16 protein-coding genes are annotated in these 16731 nt (G+C 39.6%); 12 read left to right on the top strand and 4 right to left on the bottom strand.

Annotated features, from left to right (window positions below):
- Positions 1-250 precede the first annotated feature (250 nt).
- The 4 genes from ACRWQL_RS06545 (at position 251) to ACRWQL_RS06530 (ending at position 3632) form a co-directional block, all read left to right on the top strand.
- Positions 251-589 (top strand): P-II family nitrogen regulator, encoded by a 339-nt coding sequence (locus tag ACRWQL_RS06545; protein WP_226410960.1) that lies wholly within the window; start codon positions 251-253, stop codon positions 587-589.
- Between the two features lie 12 nt (positions 590-601).
- A complete protein-coding gene (locus tag ACRWQL_RS06540) occupies positions 602-1852 on the top strand; it encodes an ammonium transporter (RefSeq protein ID WP_434952820.1) in 1251 nt (416 codons plus the stop codon).
- A gap of 115 nt (positions 1853-1967) precedes the next feature.
- Positions 1968-2288, top strand: a complete 321-nt coding sequence (locus tag ACRWQL_RS06535; RefSeq protein ID WP_434940599.1) for a hypothetical protein — start codon at positions 1968-1970, stop codon at positions 2286-2288.
- Positions 2289-2408: 120 nt separating this feature from the next.
- Positions 2409-3632, top strand: a complete 1224-nt coding sequence (locus tag ACRWQL_RS06530; protein WP_434952819.1) for a tetratricopeptide repeat protein — start codon at positions 2409-2411, stop codon at positions 3630-3632.
- Between the two features lie 63 nt (positions 3633-3695).
- Here the strand turns inward: ACRWQL_RS06530 and ACRWQL_RS06525 are convergent, their stop codons facing one another.
- On the bottom strand, positions 3696-4499 hold the full coding sequence (locus tag ACRWQL_RS06525; protein WP_434952818.1) for a substrate-binding periplasmic protein: 804 nt from the start codon (positions 4497-4499) through the stop codon (positions 3696-3698).
- A 417-nt stretch (positions 4500-4916) separates the two neighbouring features.
- Here ACRWQL_RS06525 and aroG point away from each other — a divergent pair, with 417 nt between their 5' ends.
- Positions 4917-5969, top strand: a complete 1053-nt coding sequence (gene aroG / locus ACRWQL_RS06520; protein WP_434952817.1) for a 3-deoxy-7-phosphoheptulonate synthase AroG — start codon at positions 4917-4919, stop codon at positions 5967-5969.
- Between the two features lie 47 nt (positions 5970-6016).
- Here the strand turns inward: aroG and ACRWQL_RS06515 are convergent, their stop codons facing one another.
- The gene (locus tag ACRWQL_RS06515) at positions 6017-6193 is read right to left on the bottom strand and encodes a hypothetical protein (RefSeq protein WP_434928376.1); all 177 of its coding nucleotides are present in this window, start codon (positions 6191-6193) and stop codon (positions 6017-6019) included.
- A gap of 403 nt (positions 6194-6596) precedes the next feature.
- Between ACRWQL_RS06515 and ACRWQL_RS06510 the strand changes: the two genes are divergently transcribed.
- Positions 6597-8381 carry an ABCB family ABC transporter ATP-binding protein/permease gene (locus tag ACRWQL_RS06510; protein WP_434952816.1) on the top strand — a complete coding sequence of 595 codons (1785 nt, stop codon included), beginning with the start codon at positions 6597-6599 and terminating at the stop codon, positions 8379-8381.
- A 414-nt stretch (positions 8382-8795) separates the two neighbouring features.
- A complete protein-coding gene (locus tag ACRWQL_RS06505; protein ID WP_226410952.1) occupies positions 8796-9041 on the top strand; it encodes a hypothetical protein in 246 nt (81 codons plus the stop codon).
- A gap of 97 nt (positions 9042-9138) precedes the next feature.
- On the opposite strand, the gene ACRWQL_RS06500 is transcribed toward ACRWQL_RS06505, so the two are convergent.
- Together ACRWQL_RS06500 and ACRWQL_RS06495 are read right to left on the bottom strand one after the other, a co-directional pair.
- Positions 9139-9330, bottom strand: a complete 192-nt coding sequence (locus ACRWQL_RS06500) for a hypothetical protein (RefSeq protein WP_434953469.1) — start codon at positions 9328-9330, stop codon at positions 9139-9141.
- Between the two features lie 196 nt (positions 9331-9526).
- On the bottom strand, positions 9527-11017 hold the full coding sequence (locus tag ACRWQL_RS06495) for an FMN-binding glutamate synthase family protein (protein ID WP_434940062.1): 1491 nt from the start codon (positions 11015-11017) through the stop codon (positions 9527-9529).
- 336 nt (positions 11018-11353) lie between these two features.
- Here ACRWQL_RS06495 and ACRWQL_RS06490 point away from each other — a divergent pair, with 336 nt between their 5' ends.
- The 5 genes from ACRWQL_RS06490 (at position 11354) to ACRWQL_RS06470 (ending at position 16657) form a co-directional block, all read left to right on the top strand.
- A complete protein-coding gene (locus ACRWQL_RS06490) occupies positions 11354-11965 on the top strand; it encodes a DUF5610 domain-containing protein (RefSeq protein ID WP_434952815.1) in 612 nt (203 codons plus the stop codon).
- Positions 11966-11974: 9 nt separating this feature from the next.
- Positions 11975-12724, top strand: coding sequence for a ferredoxin--NADP reductase (locus ACRWQL_RS06485; protein ID WP_226410948.1), 750 nt, complete (start codon positions 11975-11977; stop codon positions 12722-12724).
- Positions 12725-12899: 175 nt separating this feature from the next.
- Positions 12900-13907, top strand: coding sequence for a Fe(3+) ABC transporter substrate-binding protein (locus ACRWQL_RS06480; protein ID WP_434952814.1), 1008 nt, complete (start codon positions 12900-12902; stop codon positions 13905-13907).
- An 88-nt stretch (positions 13908-13995) separates the two neighbouring features.
- Positions 13996-15627, top strand: a complete 1632-nt coding sequence (locus ACRWQL_RS06475; protein ID WP_434952813.1) for an ABC transporter permease — start codon at positions 13996-13998, stop codon at positions 15625-15627.
- Position 15628: 1 nt separating this feature from the next.
- Positions 15629-16657 (top strand): ABC transporter ATP-binding protein, encoded by a 1029-nt coding sequence (locus ACRWQL_RS06470; RefSeq protein ID WP_434952812.1) that lies wholly within the window; start codon positions 15629-15631, stop codon positions 16655-16657.
- Positions 16658-16731 lie beyond the last annotated feature (74 nt).

The raw sequence follows: 16731 nt of genomic DNA, 5'->3' as shown, positions 1-16731 counted from the left end.
GCTTTTTTTATGCGGTTTATCACTTGGCTAACACTAATCTTTTCTTCGCTCATTTCATCGTAGAGCTGCACCAATATTAAGCGGCCTAGTTTTTAGTGCACCATTATGGTGCTAAATTGTCGCTATTTTTATTGAAAATTTACTCTATTTCTATTTAAAACATTAACTTAAAAAACTGGCCTGATGATTGAATCTGTTTTATCAACAAATATATAACAAATTCATATTTTATTAATTTTTGGAGGTCGGGATGAAACTCGTCAGCGCAATCATCAAACCATTTAAATTGGATGATGTCCGTGAAGCAATAGCTGGTATGGGCATTGAGGGTATGACAGTTACTGAGGTGAAAGGTTTTGGTCGTCAAAAAGGTCACACTGAGCTTTATCGTGGTGCTGAATATCAAGTGGATTTTTTACCTAAAGTAAAATTAGAAATAGCCACTAAAGAAGAAAACCTAGATATGTTAATTGAGGCTATTACCACTGCAGCGCATACCGGCAAAATTGGTGACGGTAAGATTTTTGTAACTAATTTAGAACAAGCCGTGCGTATTCGTACCGGTGAAGTTGATAACGAAGCATTATAAGGGGCAATGATAATGGAAGAATTAGCAAAATTAGGACTAACTGTTAGCGAGTTACGCTTTGCATTAGATACCTTCTATTTTTTGATCTCTGGTGCATTAGTGATGTGGATGGCAGCAGGATTTGCCATGTTAGAAGCTGGCTTAGTTCGTTCAAAAAATACCACTGAAATTTTAACTAAAAACGTATGTTTATATGCAATCGCTTGTGTAACCTACTTACTTGTTGGATATAACATCATGTATGTCGACAATACTGAAGGCGGTATTATTCCTTCGTTTGGAGCATTAATTGGTTCGCAAGCTGCTGATGCTGACCACGCACTAGAGTCTGACTTTTTCTTTCAAGTTGTGTTTGTTGCTACCGCGATGTCGATTGTATCGGGTGCGGTTGCAGAGCGCATGAAGTTATGGGCTTTCCTGGCATTTTCAGTGTTTATGACGACGATTATTTATCCTGTTGAAGGCTATTGGACTTGGGGCGGTGGATTTTTATCAAAAGCTGGTTTTGTTGATTTTGCGGGCAGTGGCATAGTACACATGGCGGGTGCAGCAGCGGCTGTTGCAGGTGTATTATTACTGGGTGCTCGTAAAGGTAAATATGGTGCTAACGGCCAGGTTAATCCAATTCCAGGATCTAACTTACCAATGGCTACTTTAGGTATGTTTATTCTGTGGATGGGCTGGTTTGGCTTTAACGGTGGCTCACAGTTATTGGTGTCTGATGCTGAAAATGCGTCAGCCGTGGCTAAGGTTTTCGTTAACACTAACTCCGCCGCTGCATTCGGTGCTATAGCCGCCTTGATTGTGTGTAAAGTGGTGTGGGGTAAAGCTGATTTAACTATGATATTAAACGGTGCTTTAGCAGGTCTTGTGGCAATTACGGCAGATCCATTATCGCCTTCACTTGTTATGGCTGGTGTCATTGGCTTAGTTGCTGGTGGTGTGGTTATTTTCTCGATTATTGGTTTTGACCGTATCAAAATTGACGATCCAGTGGGCGCAATCTCAGTTCATGGTGTAGCAGGTCTATTAGGGCTGATGCTAGTGCCATTATCAAATGCTGATGCAAGTTTTGGATCGCAGTTATTCGGTGCAGCAGTTATCTTTGGCTGGGTATTCACAGCGTCACTTTTAGTCTGGTTTGTTCTCAAAGTGACTATGGGTATTCGTGTTAGTGAAGAGGAAGAGTATGTCGGTATGGATGCATCTGACTGTGGTATTGACGCTTATCCTGAGTTTGTTAGCGTAAAAAACGGTAGCTAATTTTACAAGCGTCGTAATATTTAAGCAGAGTCCTTTAGGGCTCTGTTTTTTTATGTGCTAGATTTATTGTTTATGACATCATTTGAGACGGCCTATGAATACCTTCAATCACTTTATGACTTTTACGGTAATCGCGATAAGTTCTATGGTCAGTTATTCACTTAGTGCAGGGCAAGTTGTAGTAAGAAAGTCATCTGAACAATTTGATGCTTTTGCCGTTCGCGATCAAATTGCTAAAGAGTTCGAATGGCAAGAGGCGCTCAGAATGCAGCAGCAAATTGAAATTTTACAGGCCCTGCCAGTGGGCTGTATTCCATTTGCTTTGCCGTATCGATATTTTAGCTGTAATGGCTTTGCTTATCGTCCGTATGACTATCAAAATAAAGAGTTATTTATTAAAATAGATCCGCCTAAGCATCCAGCACAACCTAAATAGTACTCTGTTAATCTGAGTTGAACTGGTGGATGCCCGTTGTTAAATTTACGTCTTTTTGGCTGAAAAGGGTTTACTTGACTAAACTTATCTTATTCGTATTTCGATTAAGAGGGTTGGGTTATGTGGTCTATTACCTTTCAAAAGTACGTCAATCCTATTACTGGCTTACATCAACTTAAGCAAAGAGTGTTACCTATATTGGTAATGTTTGCACTTTTTTGGCCACTGTCTGGCTGTCAGTCCACGTCTGTTTCAGTAGAGCCCATTGATGTGGAATCACTATTTCATGACGAGCTATTTACCACAACTGAGATCATCTCACCTGAGCAAATTTATAGCTTACCTTCTTCTTATGTCGCCCAAATAAAGCAAGTTTATTCAAGAGACAATGCCACTCAACATCGAAAAATGCCTATTCACCAGTGGCTGGCCCAATATATTGGAGCGCAAAATGGCGGCTTTGAATACCGAGACCATTACACACGCCCTGCCAGTGAAACGGCCATTAATCGGCAGGGCAACTGTATGTCGCTGGTGGTATTATCAGCCGCATTAGCGGATGTGTTTAATATACCTGTAGAATTTCAAGATATTGATGTTGAGCCTGTTTGGGATAGGCGAGGCGGATTTTATCTTGTAAATGGCCATGTGAATTTATTCTTAGTCGCCGCTACTGATGCTAATACTGTTTCATTTCGTGACAGCAAGATATTAGTTGATTTTCTACCTGAAAGGGCAGTACGTGGTTTTGGTCAAAAACGAGTCAATAAGCAAACCTTGACCGCAATGTATTACAACAATATTGCCGCAGAAGCATTGGTGGAGCAACAGTATGACTTAGCTTATGCCTTGATTAAACAAGCGATTAGAATGGATCCTAGGTTTGTAGCCAGTATCAATACACTCGCAGTGATATATCGACATAAGGGCGACGATAAAAAAGCTGAACAAGCATATCAAGCTGCGTTGTCGGTCGATAATCAAGACATGACGACTTTATTTAATTTAGCCTTGATTCTGGGTGAGCAAGATAGGTTAGATGAATGGGCGGCTGTACATAAAATTTTAGAGTTACAGAGAATCAACAACCCATTTTATTATTATGATATGGCGCAGCAAGCCTATTTTGAGCAGCATTACCAAGAGGCGGTGGTCTGGTATAAAAGAGCACTCGAAAAGGCAGATTATCGGCATGAGTTCTACTTCGGTCTATCAAAGACCTATTGGGCAACGGGTGAGCGAGGTTTAGCGCAAAAGAATATGCAAAAAGCATTGGCATTAACGGGGGATATCGATGATAAACGTCGATATCAAAATAAGCTGCAGGCAATGAAAAGTTGGTAAGAATATAACTTGAGCATAAAAAAGCTGTGCTCAAGTTGTATTGAGTCGCTTTAGATCAGGATGTTAGTGTTCAACATACTGAGTGTTATATGTACCTTGCTCTGCATCAAGTAATATTTGCTGATAAAGGTTACTCTGTTTTAGTTGGGCTATTGCCTCATCAACTAAAATGGCAGTTTGTTGATCATGACAAGCAATATAGCGAGGAGCAGAGTCGAACAGGATTACCTGAGTAACTTCGTAAGGGTGTTTGATTTTGTGTTGAATTTTATGACGGTAATAATCAAAAATACGCTGCTCTAAAATAACCATTTGCGTATGCTCGCCAAATAACATTAGCACCTGACTTTGTTGACTAGCAATTTCAGTATAATCTTGGTGTTGTTTTGATACTTCGATAAATTCATCCCCCAAATATTGACTGGCATTTTGGAAACTGATCAAAGAGTATTTTTTGAGATCGCTAATGGTGTCGATTTTGAGTTTGTTCTTGGTTAAATAAAACAGGCTATTTTGATATTCGATTAAACTTTGAGTCAGAAATAAGCCATCATCAGTAGCTGGTGCATTAATAATACAATCGACTTGTTTGGTTTTTACTAATCTCAATGCCCGTAGGTTAGTTGCGTAAGTAATACTCCCTAACTTAAGGTGGCTCATCTGTAATGCTGAAGCTAATAAGTGATATTGTAGCCCGCCTTTTTGATCGACAAAAAAGTAAGGTTCAATACTGCTACTGGTTGTAAAAGTAATTGGTATATTGTTTGATCTAGGTTCAGCCGCATCGACACCAGCCAAGCTAACATCAGTAAGGTCTTCACCAGTATAGGTCAATTCAGTTGAGCAAAGTGTGGGAGAAATTTGCATGAGAGTACACAGACAGATTAATGACCCCAAATGGCTTAGTTTACTGCGCGGTTTAAGGGCGCGACTTAGTAATCTCAAATTATTTCACCTTATAAAACTGCATCGTTACCTGTAAAGTTTATTGAGTAACTATTATTCAGATGTAACTGGAGTATAACAAGCTCATTATGATCCTGCAGAAGATATTTTATGGTGTTATTTTTTGATGAGATTAACAAATCTAAAAATGAGATGAAGTAAATTATATCTTTAATATAAACAATGGTATAAAAACAATATTTTTATATTTGAATAGTTTATTGATTTGTTGATGGATAGTGGGTAAATTTTAATGTCATGTTTATGTAAATACCATTCATTTGGGACAATTTTTTGCAAAACGATTGAAATTTAGCCTGCAAGCCGGAGTTGTATTATATGTATTATCAAAATGATGATGTGCGCATCAATGAAGTCAAAGAGTTACTTCCTCCTATAGCCATTTTAGAGCGATTTCCGGCATCTGAAAATGCATCTGAAACGGTATTTACTGCGCGCAATAGTATTCATAATATCTTGGCTAGAAAAGATGACCGCTTACTCGTGGTGATAGGGCCCTGTTCAATCCATGACACTAAAGCTGCACTTGAATACGGCCAACGTTTAGCTATTATGCGCGAAAAATATGCCGATGACCTTGAAGTGGTTATGCGAGTGTATTTTGAAAAACCACGGACAACCGTTGGTTGGAAAGGTCTCATTAATGATCCTTTTATGGATAACAGCTTTAAATTAAATGATGGGCTGCGCACTGCACGTAAACTGCTGGTTGACTTAAATGATCTTGGTATTCCCACAGCTGGTGAATATTTAGATATGATTACCCCGCAATATGTGGCTGATATGATGTGTTGGGGCGCTATTGGCGCACGTACTACAGAATCTCAAGTTCATCGTGAGCTGGCATCAGGATTGTCATGCCCAGTCGGTTTTAAAAATGGTACTGATGGCACCATAAAAGTGGCCATAGATGCGATTGGAGCAGCTAATGCCCCGCATCATTTTTTATCTGTTACCAAGTTTGGTCATTCTGCTATTGTATCTACCAAAGGAAATCCTGATTGTCATATCATTTTACGCGGAGGTAAAAAGCCTAACTACAGCGCAGAAGATGTCAGTAAAATCCAATCACAACTTATCTCTTCTCAATTAGCTGACAATATTATGATCGACTTTAGCCATGCCAATAGTGCTAAGGATTATAAACGTCAGATGCTAGTTGCTGAAGATGTCGCAGCTCAGATTGCTGCAGGTAATCATGGTATTTTTGGTGTGATGGTTGAAAGCCATCTAGTTGAAGGACGCCAGGATATCGTTGATGGCAAAGTTGCATGTTACGGTCAAAGTGTCACCGACGCATGTATAGGGTGGCAAGATACCGAAGCGCTTTTAGCCACGCTTAGCAACAGCGTAATAAAACGAAGAGGCTAAAAAGAGGATTTAATTTAAGGCTTAATAAATATGGCGCCTTACGCGCCTTATTTTTTAATGCTTTGTGTCAAATACTCATTTGCTTTGGCAAGTGTTCCAAATGCTAAAATGAGATTGTTACGCCCTTTGTCTTGTAATTCAGGGTTATTTGACTCTATCATCATCCAAACCCATGTTTGAATTAACTGTAGTGGAGGGTATTTTATATTCTCACTGTCTAGCATAAAGCTTCCTACCAATCATATTCAATTAACGATTACGCCATTAGCTTATGGTGCTAATTCTTTTGGGTAACCTAGTACGGTTAAAGAGTAACAAATTCTGATCTTAGAAATAACTCTTATTCGAGTCAAAAACCGCTAAAAGGCAATTTATTTTCAATTAACTAGTATTTTTGGAGTGCTTTAATTTAATTTAGTAGGTTAAAAGTACTGCTTTAATCGATTTAATAGTGTCATGCTGCTTTCGTTTGAGATTGTTTCTGAATATTTTAAATTATGCAGATTATTCTTATATGACGAATTTTGCATTTGTTAACATCATTGCTGTGAGTGCGGTGTTACCATGCCCACAGAGGAAATCGTCTCTATCTCAATATTTATCGCCCTTGATTAATTGGAGCTATTTATGCGGCCATCCGCTTATTTTGAAGGACCTGTAGGGAAACTTAATTGGACAGTATTAGGTATGCTTTGGCCTTATTTATTAGAATTTAAGGGGCGTATTTTTTTAGCTATGACCTGCTTGGTTGTGGCGAAGTTGGCCAGCGTGGGTTTACCGTTTATTTTAAAAGAGTTAGTCGATACGCTTGATAGTAATACTTCAGCTGCAAATGTCATTGTCGCCGCTCCAATCGCATTAGTGCTCGCATATGGTGCAATCAGATTCCTCAACGTGGTGATCGGTGAAATTCGTGACACGCTTTTCGGCCGAGTAACAGAAAGAGCCATGCGGCGATTAGGTTTGGCTGTATTTGAACATTTGCATCGATTAGATTTAGATTTTCATTTAGATCGTAGAACCGGTGGTTTATCCAGGGATATTGAACGCGGTACAAGCGGTGTAAGCTTTTTAATGCGTTTTATGGTATTTAATATTGTACCGACCTTGCTGGAAATCACCTTAGTGATTGGTATTTTTTTCTCCCAATATGGGATTAGCTTTGCGTTAATAACACTTGTTTCTGTAGTGGCTTATATTGGCTATTCGGTTATGGCGACTGAGTGGCGTACTGAATTTGTACGAGAAGCCGCTAGGGCAGATTCTTTATCTAACACCCGTGCTATTGATAGTTTATTGAATTATGAAACAGTTAAATATTTCAATAATGAAGCCCATGAGGCCGCGCGTTATGACTCTGCTCTTTCTGAATGGGAAGTGGCAAAGCGAAACAACCGTTTATCATTATTTGCCCTAAATGCTGGACAGGCGTCGATTATAGCGATTGCGATGACAGCCATGATGTGGCTTGCTGCTGTCGAGGTGACTGAAAAAACCATGACAATTGGTGATTTTGTACTGATTAATGCCTTTATGATGCAGCTATTTATTCCACTTAATTTTTTAGGCTTTGTTTACAGAGAGATCAGAGGTGCACTGGCCAATATTGAACGTATGTTTGATATTTTGGATAAACAACCTACCGTAGTTGATAGGGAGCACGCCAGTGATCAACCCCCAGAGCTAGGTAAGATTAAGTTTGAGAATGTCAGTTTTCAATATGATGAAAGGCAAATATTAAATAATGTTAGTTTTGAAGTTCCTTTAGGTAAAAAAGTGGCTGTGGTTGGTGACAGTGGGGCCGGTAAATCGACCTTGATTAAATTACTGTTCCGCTTTTACGATGTTAATAATGGCCGTATTACCATAAATGATGTTGATATTCGCGATATGACTCAACAAGCATTAAGGCGCGCTATTGCGATTGTTCCCCAAGATACAGTGTTATTTAATGATTCTTTATTTGAAAATATTCGCTACGGTAGACCCAATGCAACCCAAGTTGAAATAGAGCAAGCCGCTGAACTCGCTCATTTGAGTGAGTTTATTAATGTGCTCCCTAAGCAATGGCAAACCAAAGTTGGTGAGCGTGGATTAAAGTTATCTGGTGGGGAAAAACAACGGGTCTCTATTGCACGCGCAGTATTAAAATCTGCGCCCTTTTTAGTATTCGATGAAGCAACATCATCTTTGGATAGCCGCTCTGAAAAAGCCATTTTAAACGCTCTACGTGATGCAGCTAAAGGACATACAAGTCTAGTGGTAGCACATCGTTTATCAACAATTATCGATGCTGATATGATAGTCGTATTAAGCAAAGGGCAAATAGTTGAAACAGGCACCCACGCGGAATTGATCAACAACAAAGGCTTGTATGCACACTTATGGACTATTCAGAATGAACAAACTTAAACAGCCTCTTTCCATTATGTAAACGGTATTAATCATTGGCTTACATTTGTTTTTGCGTTGTATTAACTTACGGAAAACCAGCTATTTAGGTGATAATGTGCCTTGTGTTCAAAACAATTAACAAGTTTGCTATGAAATAGGTTAAACGTGTTAGGTTTAGCAAATTGAACGTATTTGACAACCCGAGTGAGGTTAAGTTGAATTGTTAACCTGTTGCAAGAAACTAGGTATAACTAGTGTTTATTAATAGTGTTTGAGTATAATTAACTCAACTATTTACCAGGATTATGGTTTGTTTATTAAAAAGCCGCACACTAGATTTGGATGGTTTGACAGCATGTCTCAAGTGCTTTTTTTTAAATGCTAGTGTTAAAATGCTAGTGTTAAAACGCTAATAACATATGGAGGTGGCTGATGCAGAATATTCTTTTAATCGCAGCCTTAGAAGGTACTCAACACCAAGTGAGTACAGATTGGTTTGCTATTGTTGCTATGTTAAAAGCGCGTGAATTATCAGATGATGAAATTAACCGTGTTTATAATGAATTGTGTGCAGGATTAAGAGTGACAACACGTGGGGTAACATTAGCGAAGCAGTCTATTAATGAAATGGACAAGAAAATTATTAAGCAATCTGAAAATAAGGATTTGCTGATATAGGTTTGTATTTAGAGAAGCTCGACTTAAGGCTTTAGTTGGAGAGTGAGTGCTGAAATATTTAGTAGTTACCAATAGTGCTTAGGAGTTATCAATAGAGCTATTTTTTTTGCCAACCAATACAAACCAGTTTTATTAAGGTATCGGGCTCTGTTAATGGAACAAGCCTAATAATTTTACCTTGTTCAAAACACACCATCTCGCCTTCAATTTCAGTCAGACGATCGCAATTTTTACAGCTGTAACTTGCTGTTTTTCCTTTCATTGCAGTTTGAACGTTCTTTAAATTCAAGATTGTATCCTTTAAAGCATTTTTATCGACTTTTAGTCACTATCTGGTAGTCGCTATCAGCTAGTCACTATCAGCTAGTCACTATAGGTGATGCATCTTACACTTTACCTCTGTAATGTGATCTATGCATCACCTTCTAGTCTAACTGATAATCAAAAAGCTTTAAAGTAATACTTTGGGACTGTATTCGAATAGCTTAATTAATCAGATGCTTATAATGTTTATCTAGAGAAACGGAAACACCACTAGAAATTACAATGTGTGCATGTTTTCGCGTCAATTGTCTCGCATCGTTAACACCGCAGGAGTGAGCTATCATTGTTAAATCATAATGTAAGAAATGATTGTAGTTGGCTACACGAGTCGATTTATCTTTGGGGTCGAGTCCTCGCTGCAATCGCTTATCGTGGGTGGTGATACCTGTCGGACAAGTATCTTTATTGCATTGTAGTGATTGAATACAGCCCAACGCAAACATGTTACCTCTGGCTGATGCGATAAAATCTGCACCTGTAGCGAGTGCCCATGCAACATAAGATGGCATGACTAACTTTCCAGTCGCAATAATTTTTATCCGCTGACGTAGCCCTTTTTGAATAAGTAAGTCGACTAACCTTGGCAGGCTTTCTCGCAGTGGTAAGCCAACATTGTCCATTAGAGCTTGAGGCGCGGCACCTGTTCCACCATCTGCGCTGTCTAAGGTGAAAAAGTCTGGTGCATGCTCAAACCCCCTTAGAGCAATTTCTTCACACATATCTTCAATCCAGGTGATATCGCCTATAACCGCTTTGATACCAGTTGGTTTCCCTGTTGCATTTCTCACTTGGGCAACCATGTCTAAAATATCTGCTACGCAGGTAATTTCAATATGACCGTTAGGGCTGATAGAGTCCTCTCCAATGGGAATCCCCCTAATATTAGCTATTTCTTCAGTGACTTTTAGGCCTGGAAGTATACCGCCTTTACCTGGTTTAGCACCTTGGCTGAGTTTAATTTCAAACATTTTAACTTGTGGGTTAGCTGCTACTTGTTTCAATTTTTCGTTATCAAGGTGACCTTCTGCATTACGTACGCCATATTTTGCGGTGCCAATTTGAAATACTAAGTCACAATTACCTTTAAGATGATGTGGGCTTAATCCCCCTTCACCAGTATTTAACCAGCAGCCTGCTTTTGCTGCACCGTGGGATAATGCGGTTATTGCAGGTCTTGATAATGCACCAAAGCTCATGGCTGAAATGTGGCAAATTTTGTCTGTGGTATAGGGCACATCACATTGCTCGCCAACCGTTACTGTGGCTGGTGCAACATGAATGTGATCACTGATAGGAAATGCTGAGTTGAGAAATAAAATACTGCCCTGTTTATCTAATGGCTGAGTAGAGCCAAAAGCAATGGTGCGCTCTACGTTTTTTGCTGCTCGATATACCCAGCTGCGTTCAGCGCGATTAAAAGGTAACTCTTCGCGGTCGTTAGCAAAAAAGTATTGTCTAAAAAACTCACCTTGTTTCTCAAATAAATAACGAAATCGACCAATAACGGGATAATTATGCCTAATAGCTTGTTTTGTCTGAAGTTTATCAGCGATGTACATATACACTACACCAATGATAACGGCCCAAAATAGCATTAGAAACAGGCCTGCGAACAGATCTATCCCCCATAAAATCCACGGTTGCAATTGCATGTATTATCCTTAAATTAAGCGAGTTAAATTTGTCTCAACAGATTGATTAGTCAATATAGTTGAAGATTACCTACTACCGTTGAAACTTATACTGAGTATCAAGAATAAGATCAATCTAGCTGAAATAACGAGTTTATGACTAGTCAAAACAACTAAATGAATAGTCTAAAGCTTAACAATATTCATTCGATGCAGTAATCGAAACGTTAATCTATGCCGTTAAATAAAGTATCTGATGCTAATGTTGAGTGTAAGGGTGATTTTTAAAAATATCACTTTAGGTTAATTTTTATTCGTCGATAAAGAGATATAGATTTCAAAAATGGAGCAGGCTTCATGGAAATTAAACCCAATAGAAATATGACCCAGTTTACATCATTGTCAAAAAATACAGAGAAAGATAAACAGGCTGTTGATAACGTCAGTAATCAGGGTGTGCAGTCAGAGGTTAAGCAAGCCAATATGTCTGTTAGTCAAATAACTAAGCGATTAATGAATGGGCAAATACTGGCGGCACAGGAGAAAGTGACGTTATCTTCCGGAGATCAATCACTGGCATTGTTATATCGCAGTGCCATTGATGCCATAGATGCTGAGCTTGATTTAGTCTTGGGTGAAAATAAACCCTCCAAATCAATGGAGGTTGAAGTTGATTACTCGCCTACAGCCACAGCAGATCGAATAGTACAATTTGCCACAGGTTTTTTTGGCTTATATCAGCAACAAAACCCCGAAGATGATTTCGAGACTCAGCTTAATAGCTTTATGGATAAGATATCTAAGGCGATAGATGACGGCTTTGGACAAGCCAAAGCCATATTGTCAGGTTTGAAAGTGCTTCAAGGCGATATTGTCGCTGGTGTGGATAGCACCTATGAGCATATTCAAAGTGGATTAGCTAAGTTTAAGTTAGACATGTTACCTTCTACTAAAGACGCAAAAGAATAAGGGTGTGTTATGTGGGTAACTGGTGAAGTAATTGAGCGAATTGATTGGAATGAAAAGCTTTTTTCCTTAAAGATTAAAGCGCCTGTTGAACCTTATATCGCAGGGCAGTTTATTAAGTTAAGCCAAATCCGAGATGAAAAACGTATTGCTCGGGCATATTCAGTGGTTAACCCACCAGGCAGCGATTATGTCGAAATATTAGCTGTAGCTGTTGAAAATGGTCAATTGTCACCCGATCTGCAATCACTTAACCCCGGTGACACAATTGAAGTGACACCCAAGGCGACCGGATTCATGACCCTAGATGAAATTCCCCATGGTGCACTGCAAGGTAAGCATTTGTGGTTAATTTCTACTGGCACCGCTGTTGGTCCCTTTATTTCAATGTTGTTAACTGACGAGCCCTGGCAGCGATTTGAAAAAGTTGTTTTGGTCTATGGTGTACGCTTAGCCTCGGATTTAGCGTATTTAGAATCTATTAAGCAGCTACAAGCAAAATATTCTCAACAATTTCACTTTATTCCTATTGTTACCCGTGAATCCTACGAAGATGCGTTAATGTGTCGCATTCCCGATGCGATTAATAATGGTCTGTTACAACAAAAAGCGTCATTAACGATTAATGCAGAAGACTCTCAAGTGATGATTTGTGGTAATCCTGGGATGATTTCTGATGCACAAACCGCACTATTAGAATTAGGGTTAACTAAAAACCTAAGAAGGGCTCCTGGGCAAATAACAGTAGAGAAGTACTGGTAATAAGCCACAGTGTTATATGCTTGCAGTACTGAGCGAGATCTAAGTCAATATCAATACAAATTTAATAAAATGCGCTTGCTCCTTTTGAGCTGATCATTTACCCTTGTCGCGATTGATAACTATTATCATTGTTAGTTGCTTTTGGCAGTTTAAATCAACCAAGGAGAATGTGGAAATGAAAATGGTACAAGGCACTGCGATTTTAGGTTTAGCATGTTTAGCCAGTTCTGCAATGGCGGATGAGGCGTTAACTGTATATTCATATCGACAAGCATTTTTGGTTGAACCTATCCTAGAGCAGTTTACTCAAAGTACTGGTATTCAGGTCAATGTTGTATTTGCTAAAGATGGTATTGCAGAACGGATTGAACGTGAAGGCCGTTTGTCTCCAGTTGATGTTGTATTAACCTCTGACTTTTCTCGTTTAATGGAATTAGTTGAAAAAGATCTTGTCTCTCCAGTTAATAATGATGTGATTAATAGCAATATTCCTGAGGTTTATCGTTCACCTACGAATGATTGGTATGCACTAACTATGCGCGTACGTAATGTGTATTCTTCAAAAGAGCGCACCGGCAAGATTGATATCGATTATGAAGACCTAGCTAAACCGGAATACAAAGGTAAAATTTGTACTCGTAGTGGTAAGCACCCATACAATGTCGCTTTGGTTGCCTCTATGATCGCACATCATGGCGAAGCAGAAACTAAAACCTGGCTTTCAGGCGTCAAAGCTAACCTAGCGCGCAAACCCCAGGGTAATGATCGCGACCAAGTGTTAGCGGTTAAAGAGGGAATGTGTGATGTTGCTATTGGTAATAGTTATTACTATGGCAATATGATGATGGACGAGAATCAAAAAAGCTGGGCTGAAGCCGTTGAGATAAACTTCCCTAATCAGGCTAACAGAGGTGCACACATCAACGTATCTGGTATGGCGCTAGCTAAGTTTGCGCCAAGCAAAGATAATGCAATAAAATTAATGGAGTTTTTAACCTCTAATGTTGCTCAGCAAGCCTATGCGGACGTTAACATGGAATATCCGGTTAAAGCTGATGTGAAGCCATCAAAACTTGTGGCATCATGGGGCGAATTTAAAGCAGATTCACTTCCTATTTATAAATTGGCTGAAAATCATCAAGCTGCAGTGAAGCTACTTGATGAAGTAAAATTCGACCTTTAATATCAATATTGATATTACGCCAGTTTTTGCATTGTCACTCAATACGGTGTCGAGGATTGCACCGTATTGATTTAACTGGATAGTTGTTATGATTTTAGGTTTATCCAGAAGCTGGTCGCTTACTGGTTACTTAATAGCGGCGGTGATCACACTGCCGCTTATTGCATTAATAGTGCAAGCCACATTTCCAGATGAAGCCGTTTTTAAGCATCTGTTTGATACCGTACTTCCAACCTATATTGCTAATAGCTTATTGCTTATGCTGCTGGTGGGTATTGGCTCGCTAGTCATTGCCGTCCCTGCAGCATGGTTTGTTGCCCGTTGTGAGTTTCCTGGGCGTCGATATTTTCAATGGTTATTGCTATTACCTTTGGCTATGCCAGCCTATATAGTCGCCTATGTTTATACTGATATGCTGGACTATGCAGGTCCTGTACAACGTGTCCTAAGAGATTTTTTTCAGTGGAGTTCTCCACACGATTACTATTTTCCTGCTATTCGAAGTCTAGGTGGTGCAGCGATCATGTTATCGTTAGTGCTGTTCCCTTATATCTATTTATTGGCTCGTACTGCTTTTATGGAGCAGTCTTCTAGTTTATTACATGCATCACGGATTATGGGCTCTAACCCTTGGCGCAGCTTTTGGCGGGTCGCATTACCTATGTCGCGTCCAGCGTTGGCGGTAGGTGTGGCACTGGTTGCAATGGAAACCGCTGCCGACTACGCCACCGTAAGCTATTTTGCTGTGCCAACATTAACCACGGCGGTATATGACACTTGGCTGGGCTATGGCAGTTTAACTGCGGCAGCCAAATTGTCAGCGATTATGTTATTAGTGATTTTCACTGTGGTTGGCGTTGAGCGATTTGCCCGGCGCAAGCAAGAGTTATTTCAAAAGCAATCAGCGCTGAGTGACAATGATAGATATCGACTGAAAGGGATTAAATCTTTTGCAGCTTGGGCATACTGTAGTGCACTATTATTATTTGCATTTTTACTACCCTTTATAATTTTGAGCGCTTATGCCATCGATTATTTTGACCAAAGTTGGGATGATCGTTTTTGGCAATATAGCTGGAATAGTTTGTACATTGCGGTACTCGTTAGCTTAATATGTTTATTATTAGCTTTAATATTGATGTTTGTACGTCGAGTGAGTCCTAGGCAATCGGACTCCCTACCATCACGCTTAAGTAGCACTGGTTACGCCTTACCTGGCACAGTTTTAGCGATTGGTGTGCTAGTGCCTTTGACCTATTTAGATTTTGCGGTTAATGATATTTATGACTGGTTTGGCGCTCGCGGCCCTGGTTTGTTTTTTACGGGTAGTGTTTTTGCGCTTGTATTTGCATTCACGGTGCGTTTTTTAGCGATAGCAATTGGTAGCCTTGAGAGTAGTTATAAGCGCATATCACCATCGTTAGATATGGCCAGTATTACTATGGGCCAAAAGCCTAAACAGCTACTAATGCGTGTTCATTTGCCACTATTGCGCAAGGGCTTATTGGCTGGTGCGCTACTGGTATTCATTGAAAGTATGAAAGAGTTGCCTGCAGCGCTATTATTAAGGCCAATTGGCTTTGAAAATCTAGCGACCTATGTCTTCCAATTTGTGTCTGATGAAAAGCTCGAGCATGGCGCTCTTGCAGCTATTGTAATTGTATTTGTTGGACTTATTCCGTTGATTTATCTTAACCGTTCATTGGAGCATACTGGCTAATATGTCGACTCTCACCATCGAAAATGTCTCCAGTGATTACCAAGGACAGGTGATTTTAAATGGGCTTAATCTTACCCTGCAACAAGGTGAAATAGTCGCCTTGCTGGGTCCCAGTGGCTGTGGTAAAACCACCTTGCTTCGCGCTATTGCAGGTTTGCAGCCGATTAGTCAGGGCACAATTCAAATCAATGGCAATACCCTTACCGGTGATGGAATATTTATTCCTAGTGAACAGCGCGGGGTAGGGATGATTTTTCAAGATTATGCCTTGTTTCCTCACCTCAATGTGGCCGATAACATTCTATTTGGGGTGAAAGGCCTTAACAAAGCAGCGCGACAAGCCAGGCTAGATGAAATGCTTGAACTCGTTAAGTTAACCGGCTTAGGTCAACGTTACCCCCATGAGTTGTCAGGCGGGCAGCAACAACGTGTATCCATTGCACGCGCGCTGGCCTATGAACCCCAGTTACTCTTGCTTGATGAACCTTTTTCTAACATAGATGCTCAAGTACGTAATGAGATGATGCTTGAAATAAGAAGCATTTTGAAGCAACGTAATGTCAGTGCTGTATTTGTCACCCATAGTAAAGATGAAGCATTTGTATTTGCTGATAAATTAGCTTTATTTAAGCAGGGCGCTATTATTCAACACGGTTTGGCTGAAGATCTTTATGCTTACCCTACAGACCGTTATGTTGCTGAGTTTTTAGGTGCTGGAAATTATTTACCAATAAAGGTAACAAATAGTCAGCAAGTATCATCACCCATTGGTTTACTCCAAAGTAGTGCGGCTATAAATTATCCTGTAGATTATCAAGGGCACTTATTACTTAGACCGCAACAAGTTGAACTGGTTGCTGATGATAATGGCGTCGCCACTATCATAGATAGAAGGTTTTTAGGAACGGTTTGTCATTATTGGGTCAAAGTTGAAGAGCATTGTTTGGAAGTCAAAAGCCAAATGTTACAGTTATCGCCAGGGCAAAAAGTTAATTTATTTGCACCAACGCACCCCTTGGTTATTTTTTGATTTGTGTTATTGAAAAATTATTTTATGATGATTATAAGAGTTTCAATTGATTGAACACTGAATTAAATCGTTCA

Origin of the sequence: Shewanella sp. HL-SH4, from assembly GCF_051164845.1 — a bacterium.
Lineage (GTDB): Bacteria > Pseudomonadota > Gammaproteobacteria > Enterobacterales > Shewanellaceae > Shewanella > Shewanella glacialimarina.
The sequence above is the reverse complement of the archived record's forward strand: the minus strand, read 5'-3'. Positions and strand labels throughout refer to the sequence as shown.

What these genes read in the sequence shown, in the direction of transcription:
- ACRWQL_RS06480 (WP_434952814.1), top strand. Translation starts at nt 12,900, where the DNA reads ATGAAAATGGTACAAGGCACTGCGATTTTAGGTTTAGCATGTTTAGCC.
- ACRWQL_RS06490 (WP_434952815.1), top strand. Translation starts at nt 11,354, where the DNA reads ATGGAAATTAAACCCAATAGAAATATGACCCAGTTTACATCATTGTCA.
- ACRWQL_RS06475 (WP_434952813.1), top strand. Translation starts at nt 13,996, where the DNA reads ATGATTTTAGGTTTATCCAGAAGCTGGTCGCTTACTGGTTACTTAATA.
- aroG (WP_434952817.1), top strand. Translation starts at nt 4,917, where the DNA reads ATGTATTATCAAAATGATGATGTGCGCATCAATGAAGTCAAAGAGTTA.
- ACRWQL_RS06510 (WP_434952816.1), top strand. Translation starts at nt 6,597, where the DNA reads ATGCGGCCATCCGCTTATTTTGAAGGACCTGTAGGGAAACTTAATTGG.
- ACRWQL_RS06485 (WP_226410948.1), top strand. Translation starts at nt 11,975, where the DNA reads ATGTGGGTAACTGGTGAAGTAATTGAGCGAATTGATTGGAATGAAAAG.
- ACRWQL_RS06470 (WP_434952812.1), top strand. Translation starts at nt 15,629, where the DNA reads ATGTCGACTCTCACCATCGAAAATGTCTCCAGTGATTACCAAGGACAG.
- ACRWQL_RS06545 (WP_226410960.1), top strand. Translation starts at nt 251, where the DNA reads ATGAAACTCGTCAGCGCAATCATCAAACCATTTAAATTGGATGATGTC.
- ACRWQL_RS06505 (WP_226410952.1), top strand. Translation starts at nt 8,796, where the DNA reads ATGCAGAATATTCTTTTAATCGCAGCCTTAGAAGGTACTCAACACCAA.
- ACRWQL_RS06515 (WP_434928376.1), bottom strand. Translation starts at nt 6,193, where the DNA reads ATGCTAGACAGTGAGAATATAAAATACCCTCCACTACAGTTAATTCAA.
- ACRWQL_RS06495 (WP_434940062.1), bottom strand. Translation starts at nt 11,017, where the DNA reads ATGCAATTGCAACCGTGGATTTTATGGGGGATAGATCTGTTCGCAGGC.
- ACRWQL_RS06525 (WP_434952818.1), bottom strand. Translation starts at nt 4,499, where the DNA reads ATGCAAATTTCTCCCACACTTTGCTCAACTGAATTGACCTATACTGGT.
- ACRWQL_RS06540 (WP_434952820.1), top strand. Translation starts at nt 602, where the DNA reads ATGGAAGAATTAGCAAAATTAGGACTAACTGTTAGCGAGTTACGCTTT.
- ACRWQL_RS06530 (WP_434952819.1), top strand. Translation starts at nt 2,409, where the DNA reads ATGTGGTCTATTACCTTTCAAAAGTACGTCAATCCTATTACTGGCTTA.
- ACRWQL_RS06535 (WP_434940599.1), top strand. Translation starts at nt 1,968, where the DNA reads ATGACTTTTACGGTAATCGCGATAAGTTCTATGGTCAGTTATTCACTT.